Origin of the sequence: Anaerobacillus alkaliphilus, from assembly GCF_004116265.1 — a bacterium.
GTDB lineage: Bacteria > Bacillota > Bacilli > Bacillales > Anaerobacillaceae > Anaerobacillus > Anaerobacillus alkaliphilus.
Genome location: NZ_QOUX01000047.1, coordinates 146,354 through 171,636, shown reverse-complemented (window position 1 = coordinate 171,636; position 25,283 = coordinate 146,354). Strand labels below are relative to the sequence as shown.

At 38.3% G+C, this 25,283-nt stretch carries 17 protein-coding genes and 2 pseudogenes; 2 read left to right on the top strand and 17 right to left on the bottom strand.

Annotated elements, in window-relative coordinates:
- Positions 1-4 precede the first annotated feature (4 nt).
- From DS745_RS21180 to DS745_RS21170, 3 genes are all read right to left on the bottom strand, one after another.
- Positions 5-2,362 carry an FdhF/YdeP family oxidoreductase gene (locus DS745_RS21180; RefSeq protein WP_129080251.1) on the bottom strand — a complete coding sequence of 786 codons (2,358 nt, stop codon included), beginning with the start codon at positions 2,360-2,362 and terminating at the stop codon, positions 5-7.
- Between the two features lie 288 nt (positions 2,363-2,650).
- A complete protein-coding gene (locus DS745_RS21175) occupies positions 2,651-3,076 on the bottom strand; it encodes a CBO0543 family protein (RefSeq protein ID WP_129080250.1) in 426 nt (141 codons plus the stop codon).
- A gap of 311 nt (positions 3,077-3,387) precedes the next feature.
- Positions 3,388-3,945, bottom strand: a complete 558-nt coding sequence (locus DS745_RS21170) for a CBO0543 family protein (RefSeq protein ID WP_129080249.1) — start codon at positions 3,943-3,945, stop codon at positions 3,388-3,390.
- Between the two features lie 257 nt (positions 3,946-4,202).
- Here DS745_RS21170 and DS745_RS21165 point away from each other — a divergent pair, with 257 nt between their 5' ends.
- The gene (locus DS745_RS21165; RefSeq protein ID WP_129080248.1) at positions 4,203-4,784 is read left to right on the top strand and encodes a CBO0543 family protein; all 582 of its coding nucleotides are present in this window, start codon (positions 4,203-4,205) and stop codon (positions 4,782-4,784) included.
- Between the two features lie 547 nt (positions 4,785-5,331).
- On the opposite strand, the gene DS745_RS21160 is transcribed toward DS745_RS21165, so the two are convergent.
- The 8 genes and pseudogenes from DS745_RS21160 to DS745_RS21130 form a co-directional block, all read right to left on the bottom strand.
- Positions 5,332-5,907: a Uma2 family endonuclease gene (locus DS745_RS21160; RefSeq protein ID WP_129080247.1), complete on the bottom strand. Its 576-nt coding sequence runs from the start codon at positions 5,905-5,907 to the stop codon at positions 5,332-5,334.
- Between the two features lie 334 nt (positions 5,908-6,241).
- A complete protein-coding gene (locus DS745_RS21155) occupies positions 6,242-6,337 on the bottom strand; it encodes a YjcZ family sporulation protein (RefSeq protein WP_129080246.1) in 96 nt (31 codons plus the stop codon).
- A 338-nt stretch (positions 6,338-6,675) separates the two neighbouring features.
- Positions 6,676-8,451 (bottom strand): ABC transporter ATP-binding protein, encoded by a 1,776-nt coding sequence (locus tag DS745_RS21150; RefSeq protein WP_129080245.1) that lies wholly within the window; start codon positions 8,449-8,451, stop codon positions 6,676-6,678.
- The gene (locus DS745_RS21145; RefSeq protein ID WP_129080244.1) at positions 8,441-10,204 is read right to left on the bottom strand and encodes an ABC transporter ATP-binding protein; all 1,764 of its coding nucleotides are present in this window, start codon (positions 10,202-10,204) and stop codon (positions 8,441-8,443) included. The genes DS745_RS21150 and DS745_RS21145 overlap by 11 nt, the downstream gene beginning before the upstream one ends.
- 447 nt (positions 10,205-10,651) lie before the next feature.
- Positions 10,652-11,365, bottom strand: a complete 714-nt coding sequence (locus DS745_RS21140) for a YqjF family protein (protein ID WP_129080243.1) — start codon at positions 11,363-11,365, stop codon at positions 10,652-10,654.
- Between the two features lie 199 nt (positions 11,366-11,564).
- Positions 11,565-12,023: pseudogene (locus tag DS745_RS25535) on the bottom strand (LamG domain-containing protein); the annotation flags it as partial.
- Positions 12,024-12,191: 168 nt separating this feature from the next.
- Positions 12,192-14,750, bottom strand: a pseudogene (locus DS745_RS21135) (LamG-like jellyroll fold domain-containing protein); the annotation flags it as partial.
- Between the two features lie 579 nt (positions 14,751-15,329).
- Positions 15,330-16,433: a GntR family transcriptional regulator gene (locus DS745_RS21130; RefSeq protein WP_129080704.1), complete on the bottom strand. Its 1,104-nt coding sequence runs from the start codon at positions 16,431-16,433 to the stop codon at positions 15,330-15,332.
- Positions 16,434-16,888: 455 nt separating this feature from the next.
- Here DS745_RS21130 and DS745_RS21125 point away from each other — a divergent pair, with 455 nt between their 5' ends.
- Positions 16,889-17,809 (top strand): ArsR/SmtB family transcription factor, encoded by a 921-nt coding sequence (locus DS745_RS21125; RefSeq protein ID WP_129080242.1) that lies wholly within the window; start codon positions 16,889-16,891, stop codon positions 17,807-17,809.
- A gap of 211 nt (positions 17,810-18,020) precedes the next feature.
- Here the strand turns inward: DS745_RS21125 and DS745_RS21120 are convergent, their stop codons facing one another.
- From DS745_RS21120 to DS745_RS21095, 6 genes are all read right to left on the bottom strand, one after another.
- Positions 18,021-18,266: a DUF6171 family protein gene (locus tag DS745_RS21120; protein ID WP_129080241.1), complete on the bottom strand. Its 246-nt coding sequence runs from the start codon at positions 18,264-18,266 to the stop codon at positions 18,021-18,023.
- Between the two features lie 10 nt (positions 18,267-18,276).
- Positions 18,277-19,764, bottom strand: coding sequence for an alpha-N-arabinofuranosidase (locus DS745_RS21115; RefSeq protein WP_129080240.1), 1,488 nt, complete (start codon positions 19,762-19,764; stop codon positions 18,277-18,279).
- A 21-nt stretch (positions 19,765-19,785) separates the two neighbouring features.
- Positions 19,786-21,273 carry an L-arabinose isomerase gene (gene araA, locus DS745_RS21110; protein WP_129080239.1) on the bottom strand — a complete coding sequence of 496 codons (1,488 nt, stop codon included), beginning with the start codon at positions 21,271-21,273 and terminating at the stop codon, positions 19,786-19,788.
- A 24-nt stretch (positions 21,274-21,297) separates the two neighbouring features.
- Positions 21,298-22,965: a ribulokinase gene (locus tag DS745_RS21105; RefSeq protein ID WP_129080238.1), complete on the bottom strand. Its 1,668-nt coding sequence runs from the start codon at positions 22,963-22,965 to the stop codon at positions 21,298-21,300.
- A gap of 21 nt (positions 22,966-22,986) precedes the next feature.
- A complete protein-coding gene (araD, locus tag DS745_RS21100; protein ID WP_129080237.1) occupies positions 22,987-23,682 on the bottom strand; it encodes an L-ribulose-5-phosphate 4-epimerase in 696 nt (231 codons plus the stop codon).
- A 195-nt stretch (positions 23,683-23,877) separates the two neighbouring features.
- Entirely contained in the window at positions 23,878-25,098 is a 1,221-nt protein-coding gene (locus tag DS745_RS21095) for a sn-glycerol-1-phosphate dehydrogenase (protein WP_129080236.1), read from the bottom strand.
- Positions 25,099-25,283 lie beyond the last annotated feature (185 nt).

Here is a 25,283-nt window from a genome sequence, read left to right as displayed (position 1 = left end):
TCCTTTAGCTAACCTCTGTTTCAAGATCTTCAATCCGTTTTTCTAAGTAATTCACATCTTTTCTGGCATGAAAACGTTCTGCTTTTTCAACTTTCACGGCAACACTATATTGAGGGATACCGGACGGACCATCATAAATCCCTTTAGGAATTAAGAAGTTCCCTTCTGGAAAATGAAGTCCAATATTCCCCCTAATAATCTCAGCAAAATGCGCTTTCCCTTGGAATGTACCATGCTCATTGTAGACGACTATTGGTTCACCATTGATAATGTTCAATTCATTTGCATCTTTTTCATTCAGCAATACATCATAGCGTTCTGTCCCGTTAAAAGGATCAATCTTGTTATAGATCATCGAATTAAATTGCTTGCCCCGTCGCGTCATCACATAAAATTGACCTTCGGATTTTTTCAACTTAGGAATTTCGATTGAAAGTAAGTTTGCTTTTTCATCCGGAGTAGGAAAAATCCCATCCTCACATAACCATGCCCCACCCCACTGAAACACATCTCCTTGCTTTTTCAGGTATTGAACACCATCATAATTTGGATTTGCATTAGCAATTTCATCACGAATCGCTTGACCGTCCTTAAAATCTATCAGACTAGCAAAATCTGGCTTTACACGTTTTGCTAAATCAATATATATTTTCCACTCTGCTCGTGCCTCTTTCACTGCCTGTTTATTCCCCTCAATTTCTGGTGAGTAATAAACCATCCGTTCCGTTGACGTAGAGGTTCCGCCACCTTCTTGTTCATAGCGTGTTTTTGCTGGAAGGACGATCACAGCTTCTTTTGCATCTACTAACGTCGATGTATTAAAAATAATGTCTTGGTGAACACGAATATCTAGCTGTGATAAAGCTTTCTCTACAAAAACTGGATTAGGCATCGTTTCTAAGAAGTTACCACCACTCATGTAGTAGAGCTTTAACTTTCTAGCATGATCATTAGGTAAAAGTGCATTTTCAAGAGAAACTCCTAAAATATCACCTTGCCATTTCGGAAGATTAAACTTCCATAGCGCTTCAATCCGTTTCACATTTTTTTCATCCCAGCCACCACCTGGTAAAACAAATGGGTCACAACCCATTTCACTCGTACCCTGCACGCTCGAATGACCTCTAAAAGGCATGAGACCATTATTTTTCCGACCAATAAATCCTCTTAAAAGAGCTAGGTTTGCGACTTGTGAAATGTTATCCGTCGCAAATGAATGCATCGTTAATCCTAGAGCCCAGGCAAACACGGCATTTTTACTACGGGCTAAAAGCTCTGATAACTCTCCAATTCTTTCTTTTGAAATACCGGATGATTTTACTATTTCATCCCATGATTGTTTGTTGACGTGAGCTTTTAACTCATCATAATGTTTTACATGTTTCTGAACAAAATGATGGTTAATCGCTGAACCATGAGCTTTTTCTTCCAGCTCAAACCAATGCTTCATAATCCCATGCATAAAGGCAATATCGCCACCGATGTTTACTTGGTAAAAATCATCGGCAACCTTCGTACCGAATAACGCAGATTCTAGGTTAGATGGAACCCAATATTTTTCCATCGCTGGCTCTTTATAAGGGTTTACGACAATGATTTTCGTCCCCTTCTTCTTGGCAGCCAACATATATTTCGTAGAAACTGGTGAACTATTCGAGGCAACACTTCCCCAGAACAATAGGACATCTGTTCCAATCCAGTCTTGGTAATTGGCCGTACTTGCCCCAACTCCAATTGAACGGACTAACCCTGTTTTTGAAGGCGAGTGACAAATGCGCGAGGCATTATCAATATTATTTGTTCCTAGAAATCGTGCGACTTTCCCAGCGACATAGTATGATTCATTGGTAATTCCTCTTGAAGTTAAATAGAATGCATACTGTTCTGGATCTAATGATTTTATTTTTGCTGCAATCATATCCATCGCATCGTCCCAGCTAATGCGAGAAAATTTCCTTTCTCCCTTTCGACGAATTAAAGGGTATGGGATCCGTCCTAATTGCCTGAGCTCTGCACTGCTATATTTTTTCAATTCATCAATATCAGCGTGAACAATCTCCTGTTTCATCGCTGGCATTGTATTTAAACGTAAAACATTTAATCGCGTCGTACACATGTGTGCACCCTTAAGCGTTTGATCCTGCAGACCCGAAACACCTAACGCGCAGCCGTCGCACACACCTTTTGTCAGGATATTAGAGGCATAATGTAAATTATCTTTATTCTCCCAGACCACTTTCACAGCATCCCGAATATGTTTAGGCTTTACTTTGCCTAAACCGAATGGAATAGGACTTACCCAATGCCGTGGCGTAGGCATTTTTGAAATCGATATCGGACCTTGGTGTTTGCTTTTTCCCATAAGTATTTCCTCCCCTCATCGGACAAGGGGACAGGTACCTTGTCCTACCTGTTCCTTCGTCTCTTGGCATACTTACTTAGCTATGAATATTGTATTCAAACATCAGCGTATTTAAGTCTGAATTTTCACAGAATGTTCAAAATTATGAGGAAAGACAAAGATAACAACAAAAAAGAAGCAAACTGAACAGCTGCTCCTCAATGCTATTTATAACTCGTCCTCACTAGATGGACTATTTGATTAATTTGTCCACGGAGGGTGCCAGGCACCTTAATTTATGTATCTTTGTTAGCTTATTTCATTAAATTGCTTCCCATACACTAAATTATGAGCAATTAGAAATATTACTATATAAAAAGGAAACGAAGCGATATAATGCCAATTTGGGTAATCAAAAAATCCAAGCCAGTCGAAAAGTGGTTCAGCGCCAAAAGCTGTAGTGGTAGCGAAAAATAATGATTTTGGGATGGGACCTATATTTGGTTTTATCTGGATAATTGTCATAATATATACTGGCATTAATGAAAAATCCCAAGCTAAAAAGTCAGGTATGACTGGAATTGTCTTAACATTATATCTCCACAAGCCCATTGTTACCCCTATATAATTCAGCCATGTGGCAATAAACATTGCCCAAATTCCACCTAATAAAAGTCGTTGGGTACTATCCTTTTTTCGAAAGATAAGCCACCATATCCAAGGGTCTAGTACCAAGAATATTGATACCCACCACCCGCTACTAAAGACTATATTCTCAGACCAAATCTCGACCACTCTACTATTGGCCTTACAATAAAATCATATTGTTTATTTAGTTCTTTATTAATTTCAGCTGATGGCTTAAACACATTACTCCCCCTCACAGTAGTCTAGTTTCTTCATTTTACAATTTGATCAACATAAATATCTTTTGTCCCCAACTAAAAAGATTGTCGCAAAATAGGAACAAACTGAAAAGTCTGCTCCCTAATAAGTACTGGACATACGTTTTATTTTTCTCACGAAAGGACACCCAGAAATTATTGTTAATAATAAGTATTTTCTAAAAAATCTTTTATTTCACTCGGCCGAAACATCTCTTGCTGTATAGGAATGCTAAACAGGCGCACATATTGATCAATAGACAGTATCGTCATCAGCCAGATAATCATTGGATACTTCTTATATAAATGTGCAAACAAAAATAACTGTATATAAATAAGAAGTGACCATTGTATATTCCAACCATTATAAAAAGAGATCATTTTAAGTTTCTTGTTTGCCAACCATTCGAAAAACGTGGAAACACCAGTATACAGTAGAAAATGCATAACCTTCGATTTTCCTAAGCTATACGGAACTCCGGAAAGATATAATAAAGTTATTAATGGCGTAGCAAGGAAACTTTGAATAAACCTAACTTTCTTTAATGACAAATCATTTGACCGAAATTCCCACACTTTCTTTTTCTGGGAAACAAAATAATAAATCAAATTAATAAAGGCTACGTATATAAGAGTTGGTAGGTTTTCTGGAAGTCTTCTCCACGTCTTATACCTACCATTTATCATGATAAGTACCAACAGCATAATGATATGTTTCATAAAAAAAGCCTCTTTTCAAAATACTATTTTTCATAGAGTAGCCCAAAAATGGATATGTATGTATGAAATTGTTAACAACTTAGTGCTTTGTATTTTCTTAATTAAATACGGTCGCGAGGTTCTGTTTCAACTTAAATAACTCATCACTATAATGCGCAAAATGAAAATTTTACAAGTGGCCCATTGTTTAAATATAGAAAGAGTTGATCATACTTTTCATAGTACAATATACCTTACAAAAGGCAGGACTATAGTCTATGAAAACAGAACGGTTAGAAGCCTTAAGAGAAGTAACCTTATTAACTGAGAAACTAAGCACTTTACAAATTGAGTATTGGCAAGAATACTCGAACATCAATACTTGGGGTTTCAAGGCCGTTCTCTTAATGTTCATTATTCCTTTGGTTGTTTTATACTTTACTATTGATCGAGAAAACATCTTATTGTTAGGGTTTTATGGGCTGAATATACACGTATGGTTTAGTTATATAAATATCGCAAGTGTAAAGCAAGGTTTTATCGAGTATCCCTATGAATTAATTCCATTTATTCCAGGTAACTTGTCATTAGATGCCGCCCTAATACCTGTTTTGTATATGCTAGTATACCAATGGACAATTAAGCATAGGAAGAATTTTTATATTTACTCATTCGCATTAACAGTCATTTTGGCATTTGCATTCAAGCCTTTTCTAGCAATTGTAAATCTAATTGTGCTAAATGAAGGTACAAATTATGTACACATCTTTATTGCATATTGCATCATATTTTTATTATCTAGAATCATTACTGTCATTTTCTTGAAAATGCAGCGAAATCCAAGTATTCCGAACAACTAAAGGACAAGGAAAGACAAGGGGATAAGACAAGGGGACAGGTCCCTTGTCTTATTTTTGATGGGACAGGGGATTGATCATGCCTGGTTGAAAAGACCCCCCATGCAGTTGACAGAAATCAGTTAATGAAATAGGAAAACATGGGGAGCAGTCCTCCGTAAGAAAAAAAGTAAAGCGAGCAAACTCTTTGAGTCTGCTCCTTTACTTTTGTCCGTGACAGACGGACTTTCCTATTCATTTGTCCACGAACGGTGCCTGGCACCTAAAAATTAGGCATCGTTTCTAAGAAGTTACCACCACTCATGTAGTAGAGCTTCAACATTCTAGCATGATCATTAGGTAAAAGTATATTTTCAAGCGAAACCTATTCCTCTGTTCCTTGGCGTACTTACTTAACTATGAATATTGTATTCAAACATCAGCGTATTTAAATTTGAATTTTCATAAAAAGTTCATAATTAGTCGGAAAGACAAGTGCTCCTGCCCTCTGGCCATGATGTCAAAGAAAACATCAAAAAGGAGCAAACTGAACAGTCTGCTCAAAAATGTTTTATGCTTTAAAAATATTTTTTAAATCAATTTGCATATCTTTAAAAGTGTCAACAGTTAGTAAATCATCTTTTCCAAAGACTCCTAGCTGTTTGTAAGTTTTCCCATCAAGACTATAAATCTCAACAGACATATTATATGGGTCGACGATCCAATATTCCTTTACTCCTGCTTTTTCATAACTATTATACTTTACCAAACGGTCATTCCTTGCAGTTGAGGGTGAAAGAACCTCTATTACCAAGTCTGGTGCTCCAATAATGTATTTTTCACCGACTTTATTTTTATCGCAAACAACCATTAAATCAGGCTGTACCCAATCTTTTATATCTTCAGTGTTAGTTTCTTTATCAGCAAATAAACAAACATCAATCGGGGATGAATAAGCCATACAATCTTTTCCGCGTAAATAAATCTTAAATTCTGCTGTTAGTTCATCTACTACATCTTGATGTTTTGGGGTTGGAGATGGTGACATGCTAATCACGGTCCCATCAATTACCTCACATAAGAACTCCTCTTCTATTTCAAGAAAGTCAGAATAAGTGTAATATTTCTTCCCTTCCGGCATTCCCATAAGATCACCTCATGAACATATTTTTAAAGTAATTGCTCATCCGAAGCAGATAAGGATTACAAAATTGAGTGATATAATAATTACCTTAATCGAGCTAATTATTCTGTTATGTAGTAACAAACGCTATAACTCAACTTCCTATATTATCTGGATAAAAAAGAATTAATGAATTTGTTGAATAAATTTTACTCTTTTATCTATTATAAAGGATTTTGTTATAGGTTGTATAGGTGACGGGAAAAAGACAAGGAGACTATTAAACTGTGTCTCACTGGTCGTCACAGTGACAAAGAAAAAAAGAGCCAACAATAAAAAGGTTGGCTCTTTGCTTTGATTAGTAACCTACGTACGCTGTACCGATGATTACTAATAAGATAAACAATACTAGGATTAACGCAAATCCTGCACCAGCTCCATGACCTACACCCATCAATGTCACCCCCTTTTTTCAAAGTTGTGGGGTAACCACAGTATACAATCTATGTAGATTTACTTGATTTGTGTAGTGATCTCTCCTAGTTTTCAATATTTGGGCCCGCAGGACAAGGGACTGGTACCGTGCCCTACCTAGAAGTCAGGGTACCGTGTCCCACCCTCACCATCTCACAAATAAGACAAGGGACCTGTCCCTCCGTCCTCTCCCTCTTCAAAAATTGGACCAGCAGGACAAAGGTAATACATCAAGACAAGTGGACATGAACCGGGTCCTCGCCTCACCTTCATAATAAATAAGACAAGGTACCAGTCTCTCTCTCCCCTACCTTACGATCAGACCACTGCACGTTTGTGGGAGTTATGGAGTTTCCAGTAGTGTCCTCTTTGACTAATGAGTTCATCGTGCGTTCCACGTTCGATGATCTTTCCTTTGTCAATAAAGAAGATGTTTGTCGCCTTTTGGATTGTTGATAGTCTATGAGCAATGATAAAGGATGTTCTGCCGGCTAATAACGTTTCTAACCCTTTTTGTAGAGCTAGCTCCGTCTCAGTATCAATTGAAGACGTGGCCTCATCTAGAATGAGAATTCTTGGGTCGGCGAGTAGCACTCTCGCAAATGAAATTAACTGCCTTTGTCCCGTCGAAAGCCTCGTACCTCGTTCGTTGACTTCCGTTAGATATCCGTCTTCCATCCGACTAATAAATTGATGGGCCTGAACTGCCTTTGCTGCTGCAATGACTTCTTCATCAGAGGCATCAAGTCTGCCGTAGCGAATATTATCCATAATCGTACCAGAGAAAATAAATGGATCTTGAAGCATGATCCCCATTTGCTTACGTAGCGACGGGATCGTGACTGTCTTAATATCAATATCATCAATCTTCACTTGGCCACTATTTACATCGTAAAACCGACTGATCAAATTAACGATCGTTGTTTTTCCTGATCCAGTCGCTCCTACAAGAGCGATCGTGTCTCCAGGATTGGCAACAAATTGAATTTGATCGAGAGTTTTCTCTTCTCTTTCATAACCAAACGTAACATTGTCAAACTCCACTCGTCCATTAATGACCGGAAGTGTCTTGGCATTTGGAGCATCTGTCAGTGTTGGCTTTTCATCAATTGTTTCGAAAATTCGTTCCAAATAGGCCATCGCATTGATAATCGCATTATAAAAGTTTCCGATATTGGCAAGCGGCATCCAAAACATCCACATATAGCCGACAAAGGCAACTAATGACCCTACAGTCACTCCATCTCCAATCGCTGAAATCCCAACAACATAAATGAACGAGACTGATAAAACGGAGATATTTTCGATGGATGGCCAAAGTAAGAATTGAATTCTCACAGCCTTCATCCATGAAGTTCGATAGTTGCCCGAAACCTCATTGAAAATTCTCGCATTCTCATGTTCACGAGCAAATGCTTGTGTCACTTTAATCCCATTAATACTCTCATGAATGTAGGCATTCATGTTTGATTGTTTGTTGCTAAGATTTTGCCAAGCTCGACGCTGCGCATTCTTAATTAAAAATACAATCAAGGCCAAAATTGGAAATCCGACCATTGCCATCAAAGTTAATTTAACGTCAATCATCAGCATAAAACAGATGATGACAAAAATGCTAAACAAATCGGTGATTAGGTTAATCACGCCATTTGATAACAGGTCACTTAAGGAATTCACATAATTGACAACCCTAACAAGAATTTTCCCATGCGGACGGCTGTCATAATATGAAAAATCTAGCTTTTGTAACTTCGTAAATAGATCTTTTCGAATATGTTGAATCACACTTTGACCTATTCGAGACATGATCCGGATGCGGTATTTTAAGCAGATGCCAGTAATAATAATGGCAACTAGGTAAATACCAGCAAGCATCGCAAGGCCAGCGGTGTCTCCATTAGGAATTTTCTCATCAATGGCAACTTTAATTAAATAAGGACCGATTAAGTTCGCTACACTTGCGAGCAGCATCAAACAGACCGTCATAATCATTAGTTTCTTATAAGGCTTCAGGTAACCTACTAATCTTTTAAAATGAGATAACTGAAAGGGAGCTTCTAATTCTTCATCAATATCAAATTTGTTACGTGCCACTGATTACCACTTCCTCACTATGCTGCATTCCATCAAAATCACCATATTGATTTTTATAAACGTTATAATAGAAGTTCTTTTTCATAAGCAACTCCTCATGCTTGCCTCGTTCAATAATTCTTCCATTTTCCATCACTAGGATTAAATCCGCATCTTTAATTGAAGAAATCCGATGTGCGATGATAAAACATGTTTTGTTTTGATTAAATTCTTTTAACGTTTGCTGAATTGTATGTTCTGTTTCCATATCAACACTAGAGGTAGTATCATCTAAAATAAGAATTGCTGGGTCTTTTAATAAAGCGCGTGCTAAGGCTATCCTTTGTTTCTGCCCGCCTGAAAGCCCTACACCTCTTTCACCGATAATCGTGTCATACCCTTCTGGTAACTCCATGATAAAGCTGTGAGCCTCCGCCATTTTTGCCGCTTCTTGAATTTCCTCTATCGTAGCATCAGGTACTCCGTACGCGATATTTCCCTCAATTGTATCGGAAAATAAGAAAATATCTTGCATAACAATCGCCGTATTTTCACGGAGCTTCTGGACATCCCATTCCTTAACATTGGTGTTTGAAACAATCACTTCGCCTTCATCTACATCATAAAAACGACATAGGAGATTAATTAAAGTCGACTTCCCAGAGCCTGTAGGTCCAATCAGAGCAATTGTTTGCCCTGGTTTAGCTGTGAAATGAATATCCGTTAACACTTGTTCCTCTCCATAGCTAAAACTAACATCCTTAAATTCTACCAAACCAGTACAATTGTTGATTGCCTTTGGCTTTGTAGGAGTCAGGATGTTCGATTTTACATTTAGTAGCTCCTGAATTTTCTCAGCAGATGCAACAAATCTTTGGACATCGTTAATCAGCCATCCGGCCATTCTCATTGGGTTATTCAGAGCCCAGATCAGTGAGTTGAATACAACTAATTCACCAATCGTTAACGAACCGCGAATCACCATAATTCCACCGATTAATATCATCAAAACTGTGAGAAAACCAGCTAACGTATCGAGAACCGGTAAATATTTTTCCCAGATTTTCGCTGACTTAAGGTTCTTATCCTTAAATGATTGATTTTCTACGGAGAATTTATCGACTTCGTAGTCTTCCCTAGCAAAAGCCTTGACTACCCGGTTCCCACTAATATTTTCCTGTACAACCGAGTTCAACTTTGCAAACTGTCCGCGAATTTCTGAAAATGTCGGTTTAACATCATGGGACAAACGAAACGCCAAAAAACCAATGATTGGCGTAATAGCCACCAAAGTTAGTGCTAACGGAGCGTGAATATAAAACATAAACCCGACTGCAAATAACAACGTTGTAAAATTTTCGAAAATCATATAAATCGTCCAAGCCGTAAAATGCCTCACTGCCTCCATGTCACCTGTCATTCGAGCCATTATATCTCCCGTTTTCGTTTTATCAAAAAAACGAAAGTCCAACTGCTGAATTTTGTGATAGAGTTTATCTCGAATTCTATGAATTACATTTTGCGAGACACTCTCAAACATTAACTGATAGCTATAACGAATCGCAGATTTGAAGACTGTCACACCAATCATTAGACCTAGTAAAGGCCATAACAAATCTTCCTTACTACCGTAGATTACTTCATCCACAATTTGACCAGCAAAATAAGGATTGAGCATATTTAAACCGGAAACAAATAGGGCCAAAAACAGCCCTATAAAATATCGAAGCTTGAACTTCTTAATGTAACCCCAAATCCAACGTAAACTTTCCACCCTCGCATACCTCCACCTTTTCTAGGACAAGGGGACAGGTACCGTGTCCCACTCTTCCATCATCGTATATTAGATCTAAGAAATCGTATGTATAACTTCTAGGCCGGACAAGTTTCCTGTCCCCCCGCCCTATCAACCTTCTTTCTTAACAAGTTCAACAAACTGTTTTACAGCTGTTTCTCCTGGATACTAACCTATAAATAACAACTCAATTATACACTTGTACGTACAATTTTACACTATTTTATTATTATCATACGTCGATGTATTTTCATTATATTCCTGTTTCTAAATTTATTTATTTTCAAGACATGGGACCTGTCCCTCTGTCCAACCAAAAATTAAAGCAAAAAGGAGCAACCAAAACGTTTGATTGCTCCTTCACAAGAAAAGTCCACCCCATATGGATTTTTCTATTAATTTGTCCACGTACGGTGCCAGGCACCTCTACACCTTCTTTAATAACCAGGCAACTACTTTAAGTTCGTTCGAATAATGGAGATACGCTGGTGGCTCTTCTATCGGTATTCCTAAGCTCTGTGCAACAGAATTCACTTCAATGTCTGCATATGCTGGTTGTAGTGGCCAAGGATTGTGGTGGATATTTCCCTCATAAACATTCTTTCCATTCGTTACATAGAGAACATATCTTTCAGTTAACCAATGTTCAATCGTATCAGGCTTGGCGGTGAAAACCTCTCCATTAGGTCGATATTTACCAGTAAACAGTCCAGATTTAACACGCGGATCTATTCGTTCACTTTTAAAGTCAACCCACTCTTCTATTTGATTAATCGACATATCAGCATCGTAATACGGAAGGTGATAAAATTGATTCCCAGCCTTTACTGCAATCTTACTATTCGCATCTAAACTAAAAAAATAAACACCCGGTTTATTCCCAAACTTAACATAAGTTCTTACATTTAGTTCAGCGAAGTCAGGGGTCAAAGGTAATTTAGACAGATACCGCATTCGGATCTTACTCATTTTAAAAGGAACAACGCTAACCCAAGCAGTTCCTTCAAATGTATCTAATGTAAAACAGGACGGTATCATCGGACGAAGAATTGTTGGAGAAATAGGGTAATGGGCAAATAACAAGTCTTTCCACGTTTGTTGCATGATCCATGTTTTTTGGGATATTTCTTGACTGGACATCCTACACCACCGTTCAAATATTAGTTATGGATATTATAGCCAACGAACAAGTTTACTATCAAGTAAGCAGACAAGGGGAAAGCAGACAAGGGGACAGGTCCCTCGTCCCACGAGGGCTGAGACAAGGGACCTGTCCCTCTGTCTCTCCCTCTGTCTGCCTAAGAAAAAAATCGCACGGACAAGCCGTACGATTTTCTCACTAATTATTTTGCATTAAGCTTGAAACTTGATTTGGAGTGAGTACTCCCTCATAGATACGTAATTCATCCATCATTCCTTTAAATGGAATATCCCAGAAGTTAACTCCTAAACCAAAGGTACCATTGTTTGTTGTAAAGACATTCGGGAAGTTACTTCCTGTGAACTTAGCTTCACCGTTAACATAAACAACTACGTTTCCGTTATCAACCGTGAACGTAAGATGAGTCCATTCGTTAGGGGTAATCTTCAATCTAGTTGTCGCATCATACCACTGTGTACCTGACCAGAGCATTGTATGTTGTTCTGTTCCAGGGCCAACTGGGACAAGACTAATCCAATTATTAGTATCTCGTGCGCCAAAAAAGGTTGTTGTATATTGAGTGTATTGTTCAGGCTTTAACCAAACAGAAACCGAATATAGATTGCTAGATATTAATCCGTTTGGCAAGCGAACACCTGATGAACCATTAAATACGGCAGCCTTACCAAACTGACCATCAGCATACGTAATTGTCCCACCTGTATTATCGATACGATTCCCTGTCACAGTCCCTGAACCAAAGTTAGTAGTTATGTCAGATAAGTCATCTTCAAAAGCATAGTGGGCAACTAATCTAACTTCTTGTTTCGCTAACTCAGCCACTTCATCAGCTTTTAAAGCTCCTTCATAAATGCGTAAGTCATCGATTAAACCTTTGTTAGGAATATCCCAATAGTTTACACCTAAACTAAAGCTACCGTTTTGGTCAGTAAAAATATTCGGGAAATTTGAACCTGTAAATCTTGCAACTCCGTTGATATAAACAACGATCGTGCCGTTATCAACTGTGAACGCCAGGTGTGTCCAGTGATTTGCTGGAATTGTTGTACCTGTCGGCGCATCATACCACCCCTCACTGAGAGACCAAACCATGGTATTATTTGCAACAGGACCTTGAGGAACAAGACTTAACCAGTTATCCTCGTTTCTAGCGCCAAAAAACGTCGTAGTAAATGCAGTTACTTGTTCAGGTTTTAACCAAAGAGACACAGAGTAAATGTTACTAGAGATTAATCCGTTCGGCAACCGAACACCTGATGAACCATTGAATACGGCAGCCTTACCTAACTGACCATCAGCATAAGTAATTGTTCCACCTGTATTGTATATTCGATCACCTGTAATTGTCGCAGGATCAAAATTCCCTGTATGATCGTTTAAGTCACCGTCGAATGAAAAATGAGCAGATAAATTCGCTTTCTGAAATGCTAAAACCGTTAATTGGAAGGTTTTTGTATCGACGACATGCCCTTTTGTGATCGTCGCCGTTAAGGTAACCGCAGCATTTTCTTCATCTATTCCAGGGCGTTTTACGACTCCGTTGTTGGTAATTACAGCTGGATTTGACGATGCCCAAGAAATGATCGAATTACGTGTTCCTTCTGTTGGTAATGTGATACTAGATACAACATTACTTACGTCACCAAGGTTTAAGTCTGCTTTAACGTCTTCGACAACCTGACGATCAGTTCGTTCCGGCTGCTTACTTCCCCATATTGTTACACCTTGATGAGACATAGCCGTAAACGTCATGACATAGAGCTGTGATACAGGATCCCATTGTCGCACGAAAACACCATTATATAGAATATCGTTAATTGTGATTTCAGCTCTGTTATGACCGGTCTTTTCCCATGTACCACTGACTCCACCAGAAATAGTTCCATCCTGATTTAGTCTAATGAATACCGACTTTTTTAGATCAACTAAGTTATCCTTGCCATGATTAATAAATTTATATTCACCAACAGCATCAAGTCTGTTCATCTTTTTCAGTGTCTCACCCGTATAAGGATATGGTGAAACAACTGGCCAACCGTCACTGTTCATAAACATTTGGTGAACTCGAACTTCATGTGCTTCACCTCTTTGTGGGAAACGGGTATGAAACACTAAAAATCTTTTCCCTGTTTCTGGATCAGTATAAAAAGAGTTATGACCTGGAGAAACGTAGCCAAAGCCAATACCCGTGCCTGGATCTCCTACTTTTCGTTCAAACAAAAAGTTGCTCATTAGCTTAATTCCATACGGAGCGTGGTCCACATTTCCTGGTAATACAGCATTTTGGCCTAACGCATCAAGATATGGACCCTCAGGATTTGTTGATCTAAACAACCTCATATGGTAGCCACCGTCTGAAGCCAACCATCCATAAGTAACGTACAAATAATAATAGTTCGTTTCCTTATCATAGACTACATAAGGACCCTCACCAGATTTTCGATGTCCACCAGAAATCTTTGTTCCAAAATAGCGGTCAATTAAGCGACCATCTGATGTTGTACCATCTCTTCCAGGATATATGGCTTTTCCAGTTACTTTATCTATTTCAAGGATAAAGATTCCGCCTGACCAAGAGCCATAGGTCATCCATAACTTCCCTTCTTCATCAAAAAATAAATTTGCATCGATAGCATTTGGGAAATTACCATTATTATAGGAGGCATTGTTATTAAACCAACCAGATCTTTCTCCTTGGATCACTCCATCATTAATTAGCTGTTGAAGATGGGTGTTTTTTCGCCAATTCTTATTAATCACACTGTCCTGATCATAAGCATCATTGTTGGTAAATCCAGAATATACGATGGTATCTACATATTGATAAGGTCCTTCAATCGTTTTTGAAACTGCATAGCCGATAGCGGATCGAATGTAAGTAGAGGATGCGCTATAATACATCATAAACGCTCCGGTCGATCCATCGTCATTGATGTAGTGATCATTCCAAATAATTTCAGGAGCCCAAACGGAAAATCCACCTTTACTATCAGAGTCATTCTCACCTGCCCATTTGAAAGATCCGGCAAGGTTTTCTGATAAATTATCATATAGCACATTTCCTGGTGTTGTATAACCGTTGGTAAAACGTGTCCAGCTTTGTAAGTCTGTCGACCACGCAGCTTCAATATGGGAACCAAAAACATAGTATTTATCTTTCACTTTTATTATTGAAGGGTCATGAACAGAGACATGTTGAGGTGTAGCAGGAGGGGCTTCTTGGTGATCTTGATACGGCTTGTTACTATTTTCATTGTTTTGCCTTGGTTGTTTGTCTACCCCCTTGGCAAGAATTACATTTGGTATAATTAATATAAATACTAACAACACTAGTAGAAGTCTTCTTCCTAAAGTTTTACTCATCTAAAAACCTTCCCCTCTAATTTTTATACCAAACTTAAGATTCAACAGAAAATTCAATGTCATTTTATGAATTTTTTGACCGTACACCACTCCTCAATAAATTTTAATCAATAAAACGCTTACATTTTGTTGTTTATATATTTATTAATCGCTTTACTGATAACTTAATGATATTACAAACGTACTCAGCCATCAATATGATTAAACAGAATATTTGAAATTGATACTTTTATCTCATTATCAAAATTATTATTAATGATTTTAGAACTACTAACTCCCTGTTTACTGGAAATAGGACACGCTTGGTTAGATACTTCATTAGTGGTGAATTCTTAGTAAATTGTGTAAAAGTCCTAATTTGCAAATTTTTACCAAAGCAACAAACTTTACGAAAAGAGCCTTTCAAAAAAAAAAAAAAAAACACCAAACGCATTTGTTGGTGTTTTTGTGTAGGTTCATTTGAATGAACGATTTGTCCTCTTAAAATCTCGCTAATACCTATTAGCAAGATACCTCCCTTTGCAGTCAAATCTTTTTCATCTTGATTGACACCTAAACTAACTCTCTACTTATTTAACCTTACACTCTTCCAGTCGATTGTCTGATCACCAATTCAGGCTCATAGATAATTGTTTCAATTTTAGAGTCAGATTTTTTAGAGCTACCTTCTTTTGCTTTCACAAGCTCAACGATCATTTGGGCTGCAGCTTCTCCCATTTCATTCTTAGGGTGCTTGATTGTTGTCAACTTTACCTCAGAGGCTTGTGCTAAGAAGGAGTCATCATACCCGACAATGGATAGATCATTTGGAACATGTAACTTTTTCTCTCTGATGACATCTAGTAAAAATAAGGTCAGTTCATCGTTGTAACAAACAAGCCCCGTCGGACGGTCCTCAGAACTTAGTAGCTTTTTAAGTTCCTCGACTGGCTTTGTATTTTTTTCCTGCGAGTTGTATGTGATAATGTTATTGGGGTTAATTGGGATATGGTGCTTACGATGAGCTTTAATATAACCTTTCATCCGTTTTACACCTTGAACATCATCTGTTTTAAAAAAACCGACAATATTGTTATGCCCTAGTTCAATTAAATGTTCTGCTTGAATAAACCCTCCTTTTTCATCGTCCATGACTAAACATAATGGTTCTAGTTCATCATAGAACGCATTAATCATGATATAAGGAATGTTTAACCGTTCAAGGTTTAAATAATAGTTAATATTAGGGTTTGAAAATGCGCTTTTTGTTGGTTCAATAATAATTCCATCCACATTTTGGGTGAGAATATTTTCCAAAATCCGCATTTCATCTTCATGATTATTATTTGTACTATACAAACTTACCTGAAACCCTTGATTACTTAAGTATGATTCTGCTCCACGGATAATCGAAGGAAAAATGTAGTCTGAAATGTAAGTGGCTACAATTGCGATATTTTTTGTTTTCTTCTCTAGTCTTGTTTCATCTTTGGTCCGGTCAGCGACAAACGTACCTGCCCCCTGCTCTCGGTAAAGCCAACCTTCACTAACTAATTCTCCAATCGCAATTCTGACTGTATGACGACTAACGCCAAATTCTTTCATTAAATCATTTTCAGAACTAATTTTTTGATGCGCTCCAAAGGTTCCATCCAATATTTTTGATTTTATATTTTGTTTTACGATGCTATATTTTGTCTCCATACGTTCCCTCGTTTCTAAACCCAATCATCCATTCTCCGTTTCTACCTATATCATAGTGCATGTAAGACTATGAATACAATTATACACTTGTACGTACAATCATTCACTACCTAATATCATATTTCTAGATTCCACGAATATAATCCGTTCAATTTTCATAACAAAAAGGCTGTTTTCGCAAAGTTTGTTGCTTTCGTAAAAATCCCCAAAGCCGGATTTTTACACAAATTACTAAGAATTCATCACTAATTTAGTAAGTAATGCTCTTTTCTTACATAATTTATTGGCTGATATCCTCATCTAGGGTATTTTTCCGATAATTTTAGGATAGAAAAGCCACAATACATACGAAAAGAGCCAACAAATATTAATTTTAGACTTGCACTTTCGATAAACATAGTTGTATGATGATTAATAGATATATTAACTTATAAGTTTTGCTAGGGGGTAAAGCAATGGATATAGATATTTCTACAAAATCTCTCCCAGTTTACGAAGCATTAGCAAGTGACGTCCGGTTATCCATCATTCATTTGTTAGCTGAAAAAGAGATGAATATAAAAGAAATCGCAGAAGCGCTTAACTTGAGTAGTGCAATTATGACCATGCATATTAAAAAATTAGAAAAGGCAGGAATTATTGCTACTAAAATGGTACCTGGTAAAGGCGGAACGAAAAAAGTTTGTTCCTTAATTACCGAAAGAATTGAAATTTCGTTTCCTGGTAAAACAGAAAAGGAAGAAAAAAACTATCATAAGACGGTTGTATCTGTCGGTCATTATACCGATTTTGATATAAAGCCAACTTGCGGTATTGCCACTGCTGAAAAGGTTATCGGAATTTTTGATGAACCTCGCTATTTCCTAGATCCCGAAAGAGTAAATGCTAGTATCTTTTGGTTTGGTCAAGGCTTTGTTGAATATAAAGTACCTAATTACTTAATGAAAAATGAAGAACCAGCTGAGCTAGAAATATCGATGGAGCTTTGTTCCGAGGCACCCTATGCCAACGATAACTGGCCTTCAGATATCTCCTTTTTCCTAAATGGCGTCCGCCTTGGATTTTGGACAAGCCCTGGTGATTTTGGTGGAGGTAAAAAAGGAAAGTATACACCTGATTGGTGGTGGGACGAAATCAACCAATATGGTCTGCTCAAAGTATTGAAAATAAATTCGCATGGGACGTTCATTGATGGTAACCAAATATCGGACGTTACCTTAGACCAATTAAATATTAGTCAAAACTTGTGGACGTTTCGCCTAGCAGTTCAAGATGACGCACAACATGTGGGTGGTTTAACGTTGTTCGGCTCTTCCTTTGGTAACTATAATCAAGATATTATTTTTAAACTTTATTACAATAAAACACAGCAATAGGTACAATGGGCAAATGATCATCATTTGCCCATTTACTCTTTTTAACGGCTGGTTTCGTTGTTCAAAATAAAACCGTATAGGGATGGCACTACGTTTAGGCGGTATCTATTCTAACCTACTTGTAATCAACAAAACACTTTTACTTTAATAACCTTTACGAAAAAAGCTCTACATTGACCTATGAAAAAAAGGGTTACCTTTTCAGATAACCCTATAACCATTTTGGCTGCCCTGGAAACGGGCAGCTTTTATCCTTCAATAATGTCCGGTAACTGACGATGCAACCAGAATGCCTACAAGTTGTACCGTATTGTAAGGATGGACAATCCATACATATCTCTAGACGTCTTTCATAAATTTCCTCTGTTACCGTTCGCGAGTCATCGATCGCATCGATATCAACGATTCCTTCTACAACACTAGGACGGCACCATTTACATTCATTTTTCTGCGTCATACGCTTTTGCCTACTCTACCGTTAATACAACAACAGACATTGGAGGCAATGTAACTGTCAGCTCGTTATTAGTAACAGTGAAGTTTTCAAAGCTTACTGGTTTTACATTGTCTGGTTGTTCAAATGTATTATGCTCGTTCGTTTTTTCTGCTGTTAAAATTCTACCTGTTACTTTCGTAGAGTCGCCAGCAAATCCACGAAGGTCGATGTTCACTGAAGACGCGGCTTCATGGTTGATATTACATAAACTAATATGAATAGTTCCAGAAGCATTTTTTGAAGCAGAAGCACTAACAGCTGGCAGCTTTTCGCCGTTTAGTTCATAAGTATCAGAATTTACAGTAACATCTAACTTCGTCGCATCCTGGTGAACTTTAAACATTTCAAATACATGATACGTAGGAGTTAGCAACATCTTTTCACCCTCAGTTAACACCATTGCTTGTAACACGTTTACTGTTTGGGCAATATTTGTCATCTGAACACGGTCATTATGTTTATGGAAAATATGGAAATGAACACCGGCAACTAATGCATCACGAATTGTATTTTGTTGATAAAGGAATCCTGGGTTTGTGCCAGGTTCTACATCAAACCATGTCCCCCACTCATCAATGATTAATCCAATTCTCTTAGCTGGATCGTATTTGTCCATAATCGTTGAATGCTTTGAAATTAATACATCCATATGAAGAGCCTTTTTCATTGTTACGAACCACTCTTCCGCTCGTGGATCTAACGCCGAACCTTTACCTAACCAGAAATCTCCTGGGATCGTATAGTAGTGTAGGCTCAATCCATCCATTAACCAGTGTGCTTCTCGCATCAGCACCTCTGTCCAATTATAATCATCGACGTTTGCGCCACCGGCAATTTTATAAATCTTATTTTTTCCGTAATTTCTTACGTACGTTTGATAGCGTCGATAAAGATCGGCGTAATATTCAGGACGCATATTTCCACCGCAGCCCCAGTTTTCGTTTCCAACACCAAAGTACTTTAGATCCCATGCTTCTTCGCGACCATTTGCTTTTCGCCAATCAGCCATTGGGGACTCTCCATTTAAGGTCATGTACTCTACCCATTCGGACATTTCCTGAACAGTTCCGCTACCTACATTTCCACAAATGTATGGTTCACATTCTAACAATTCGCAAAGTAGCATAAACTCGTGCGTACCGAAATGGTTGTTTTCAATTACTCCACCCCAGTGCGTATTGACCATACGTTTCCTTTGTTCTCTTGGTCCGACTCCATCTTTCCAATGATACTCATCTGCAAAACAACCACCTGGCCAACGTAAAACTGGAATGTTAAGATTTTTTAACGCTTGAAGGACATCATTTCTAATTCCATTCGTATTTGGGATTGTTGAATCTTCCCCAACCCAAATCCCTTCATAAATACATCTACCAAGATGTTCTGCAAAGTGTCCATAGATATCTTTGTTGATCGTCCCTTTTTCGACGTCTACATTAATAATGATCTGATTAGTCATAAGTCTACCTCCTAAAAAACTTTAGAATTTACGTGCAATATCGTTCCATCTTAGTTCATTTTGAAATTGCATCACATTTGTTGAGTTATTAATAAATACACACTCAATATCTGTCATTGTTGCCCAATCATATAATTGCTCTGGAGTTACTTTGAAAGAAAATACCGTGTGGTGTGCGCCACCAGCATGGATCCAAGCTTCAGCCGCTTCGCTTAATGAAGGTTGAGGCTTCCATAATACTTTTGCTACAGGAAGTTTTGGCATTTCCTTTACTGGTTTCACTGCATCCACTTCATTAACAACCAAACGGAAACGATTTCCTAAATCGATAATTGATGCATTTAAGGCACGTCCTGCATCGCCATCGAACACCATCCGTGCTGGATCTGCTTTCCCGCCAATTCCTAGTGGGTGAACTTGTATTTTAGGTCGATTTGCTGCAATTGTTGGACAAACTTCTAACATATGAGAACCTAATACCAACTCGTTTCCACCTTCAAAATGGTACGTGTAATCCTCCATGAATGACGTACCTTTACCACCAGCAACGATTTTCATCATTCGTAATAATGCGGCTGTTTTCCAATCTCCTTCACCACCAAAACCATAGCCTTGCTCCATTAAACGTTGCACTGCTAAGCCCGGAAGTTGCTTCATGCCGTGAAGATCCTCAAAATTTGTCGTAAATGCCGTAAAGCCACCTTCTTCTAAAAACGCTTTTAAACCAAGCTCAATTTTTGCTTGCTCTAAAATTGAATTACGATACTCAGTAGATGTGTGGGCTTGTGGGTCGATCTCATACAATTCATTGTAAAGATCATACAGGTCAGATATCTCTTGTTCTGAGACGTCGTTCATACGCTGAACTAAGTCGCCAATTCCAAATCCAGACGTAGCCCAACCGAATTTAATTTGCGCTTCTACTTTGTCGCCCTCAGTTACCGCTACTTCACGCATGTTATCTCCAAAACGAGCAACTTTCAGGTTTTTCCCGTCGGTAAAGGCAATGGCCGTTCTCATCCACTCAGCCGTACGTTCCTTCACTTTTGGATCTTGCCAGTGACCTACAATCACTTTACGAGCAATTTTTAAACGGGCGCCGATAAACCCATATTCACGGTCACCGTGAGCTGATTGATTTAAATTCATAAAGTCCATATCAATTTGATCCCACGGAATGTCTCGGTTAAATTGAGTATGAAGATGTAATAATGGCTTTTTTAATTCTAGTAACCCAGCAATCCACATTTTTGCTGGAGAAAATGTATGCATCCACGTAATCACGCCTGCACAACTTTCATCTGAATTCGCTTCAATGCAAAGTCTACGAATCGCATCTGGAGTCGTTAACACCGGTTTCAACACAAGTTCATAAGAAATCGCTTCATCTTGATTTAAACCTTCGACGATTTGACGAGAATGATTTTCTACTTGTTGAATTGTCTCAGGGCCATATAAGTGCTGACTACCTGTGACAAACCAAAATTGATATTGCTTTGTTTTTAACATAAGAGATCCTCCTAAAATATAAATTTAGTTTTGTTCTTTAATTGCCTTTAAACGCTTCATAACATCATTCTCACCGCGACCGAAATAGTCATGTAATCTTGAATATTCCTGATATAATTTTTCATAAACTGCAACGTTTTCTGGAATTGGTTTAAATGATCCTTCTCTAACGCGTCCCATTTTCTCGGCAGCTTCTGTGATCGTGTCATACCCACCTTTTTCACTTCCGGCTGCAACAGCTCCAAACATTGCCGCACCAAGGGCAGGTGTTTGCTTAGAGGCAGCTACTTTAATTTCACGATTTGTTACGTCAGCATAAATTTGCATTAGCAAGTTATTTTTTTGTGGTAAGCCTCCACACGCGTATAATTCGTCAACAGCAACACCATTGTCTTGGAAGGCATCAACAATTTTTCGTGTTCCAAAAGCCGTTGCTTCTAGTAAAGCACGATAAATTTCCTCCGGTTTTGTCAGCAACGTGCAGCCAATTAATAATCCAGTTAAATCTGTATCTACTAAAACAGAACGATTTCCGTTCCACCAATCTAGTGCTAATAACCCCGTTTGACCTGGTTTGTATTGCGCAGCTTTTTGTTCAAGTAAAACGTGAACGTTAACACCCTTTTGCTCAGCTTCTTCCTTAATATAAGCAGGTACCGCTTGATCCACATACCATGCAAAGATGTCTCCAACCGCTGATTGCCCTGCTTCATAGCCTAAAAATCCAGGAATAATCCCGTCTTCAACTACCCCACACATACCTTCTACTTGCTTTTCTTCTGTTCCAAGCAACATATGACAAATCGACGTACCCATAGCCATTACTAGTTTTCCTGGTGTAACTACTCCGACACCTGGGACTGCGGCATGTGCATCAACATTCCCGACAGCAACCGCTGTACCAGGATTTAACCCCATCAACGCGGCCATTTCCTCCGTCAGTTCACCAGCTTTTGTTCCAAGTGGTAATATATCCCCACGTAATTTGGTTTCTGTTAAATCTTCTAATCTAGGATCAAGAGCTTTAAAAAAGTCTTTAGAAGGATATCCCTCTTGTTTATGCCAGATTGATTTATACCCAGCCGTACAACTATTTCTTGTCATATTTCCAGTAAGTTTAAACACAACCCAATCAGTAGCCTCTAAGAAACGGTCTGTGATTTCATAGATTTCTTCATCTTCATTTAAAATTTGCCAAATTTTCGCAATCATCCATTCAGATGAGATCTTTCCGCCATATCTAGGTAGAAACTCTTCGCCTCTTTTTTCAGCAATCTCATTTAATAGGTTTGCTTCATCTTGTGCTGCGTGGTGTTTCCAAAGCTTTAGCCAGCTATGTGGGCGATCTTTTAATTCTGCTTTTAGACAAAGTGGTTCGCCTGTTTGATCAATCGGTAGCATCGTACAAGCAGTAAAATCTATGCCAAGCCCAATGACATCTTTCGGGTCAACTCCCGACTCTTTCATAACAGCTGGTACCGAAGTTGCTAACACCTCGATATAATCTAAAGGATGCTGCAGTGCCCATTCATGATCTAACTTCACTCCTGATTCAGGCAACTTTTCATCAATCACACCGTGGCGATATTCGGTTACATGGTCAGCAATTTCAGCTCCATTTGAAAGATCTACAAGCACTGCACGACCTGAACCAGTACCATAGTCTACACCAATCGTATACTTTTTCGTCATGTTCATTTCCCCTTCTTTTATTTATTTTTGTCCGTAATAGGCATTTGCACCGTGTTTACGTAAGAAATGACGGTCTAACAAATGTTGATCCATAGGAGGCGTTTGCGGATTAAGTGCCAATGTATGTAACCCCATCTTGGCAATCTCCTCTAAAACTACTGCATTATGAACTGCATTATGGGGATCTTTCCCCCAGATGAAAGGAGCATGTGAGTGAACGAGTACCCCAGGCACTTGCATCGGATCTAACTTTAAACTTTCAAATGTTTCAACAATGACATTCCCTGTTTCATGCTCGTACGCACCATTTATTTCAGCTTCCGTCATTTCTCTCGTACATGGAATTTCACCGTAAAAATAATCTGCATGAGTTGTGCCAAATGCCGGGAGTGACTTCCCTGATTGTGCCCAACTTGTTGCAACTGTAGAATGTGTATGTACAATACCACCAATGGTAGGAAAAGCTTTATAAAGAACTAGATGTGTAGCTGTATCCGAGGAAGGTTTTAAATCTCCTTCAATAACATTTCCATCCAAGTCTACTACGACCATGTCTCTACTTCTCATCTCAAAGTACTCGACACCACTGGGTTTAATCACGACAAGACCTTTTTCACGATCAATCCCACTGACGTTTCCCCATGTAAAAGTAACAAGTCCATGTTTCGGTAGTGCAAGATTAGCCTTAAAAACGATTTCTTTTAATTGTTCTAACATGTACGTCCTCGCCCCTTCCTAATATTCGATACATTCTCTACACTCATTATATACTTGTACGTACAATTTTTCACTAGTTATTTTATGAATTTTTGTAAATAATATTTTATCCCTTCATAAAAACGCCATTAATGTACGTACATCTTTTTTTATCACAGACAAGGGAAGTAATATGTCTCCTTACGGTGAGAACTACTACTCTTGAATAACGTTGATTTCATCGTTCGTTCGAATATATTCATTATAAAAATATAACAACGTAACTCTTTCTCTTAGAAGATGGGCGTTACGAAAGCTTTCTTTTACAAGATCCTGTTCAATCCCTAAGTCCTCAGGAACTGTTGCTCCTCCTACTTTCTGTATCAGTTCTTTTAGTTGGCTAGCATCAGGAATACTTTCTATCCACTCTAAAATTTCCTTTTGGTTTTCAGAAACCTTTTTGATCACATCATCTTCCCCCGGAAGGTTTTCGATGGTTAAGAGTATATTTTTGACGACAGTATGGTAAAAGTCCGCAACCAATTGGCAAGAAACTGCCACTTTAGCACCGTGTAGAACTTGTCGTCTTTTCGTTTGAAGAAAGTTCATTTCCCAATAATGAGAGAGATGATGTTCTGCACCTGACGCTGGATACGATTGGCCAATGAGTAACATTGCTTTCCCCGAGTCGATAAGTCCATGCATCAGAATTTTGATTGCTGATTTATTCGCCACTGCGATACCATCAACATTTGTAACACAAGCATCTAAGGCGTCTTTCGTAATCTGAAAGACTACTGGACAAAACGAGTCTCCTCCTATTAAGTGACTAAACTGCCAATCTACTAACGAAGTATATTTCCCTAACATATCACCAAATCCAGCAGCAATTAATTCTTTGGGAGCCTTTGCTATTATGTCTAAATCCGCAAAGACCGCGATTGGAGCCTGAGCTTTATATGTGGTTTTCACACCTTTGACAACCAACGGTGCCCCTATCGAATTAAAACCATCGACAGAAGGAGCTGTCGGAATGGAAATAAACGGTTTTCCCATTTTATAACTAACAATTCTTACGATGTCATGGATGGTTCCCGAGCCTACAGCTAACACAACTTCAATATCACGATCAACTGACAACAAAAGTTGAACAATAGCTGCCTCATCAGCAACTACATCATTTAATTCATTCGGATCCAGAAAGCAAAGTTTAGTAGTAACATTCGTATCCTCTAACAACTTCACAACAAACTGACCTGCCACCTCGTATGTATTGGCATCTACAGCGATAAGAATTTTGCTCATCGACTTTTGCTCAAGGAATGGCAAAATTTCCTCGAGCGCACCCTCATTTATGACTAGCTTTTCTACAAGTACATCATTATGATTTTGCCCACATTCACATGGTATTGGCCACGCGTTTACTTCCTCTAACATTTGCCTCAGTCCTCCACTCATTTTCCCTAGACTTTTCACAGTAAACTAGCCGAAAATTCTAGGGTTCATTGCACGTAAAGTCTCCATTATATTAATACATATATTTAATATTAACAAACTAATAAACTATTTTCGTTTCTATACCTAAACATATGTGAAATATTTAAGAAAACGCTTTAAAAATG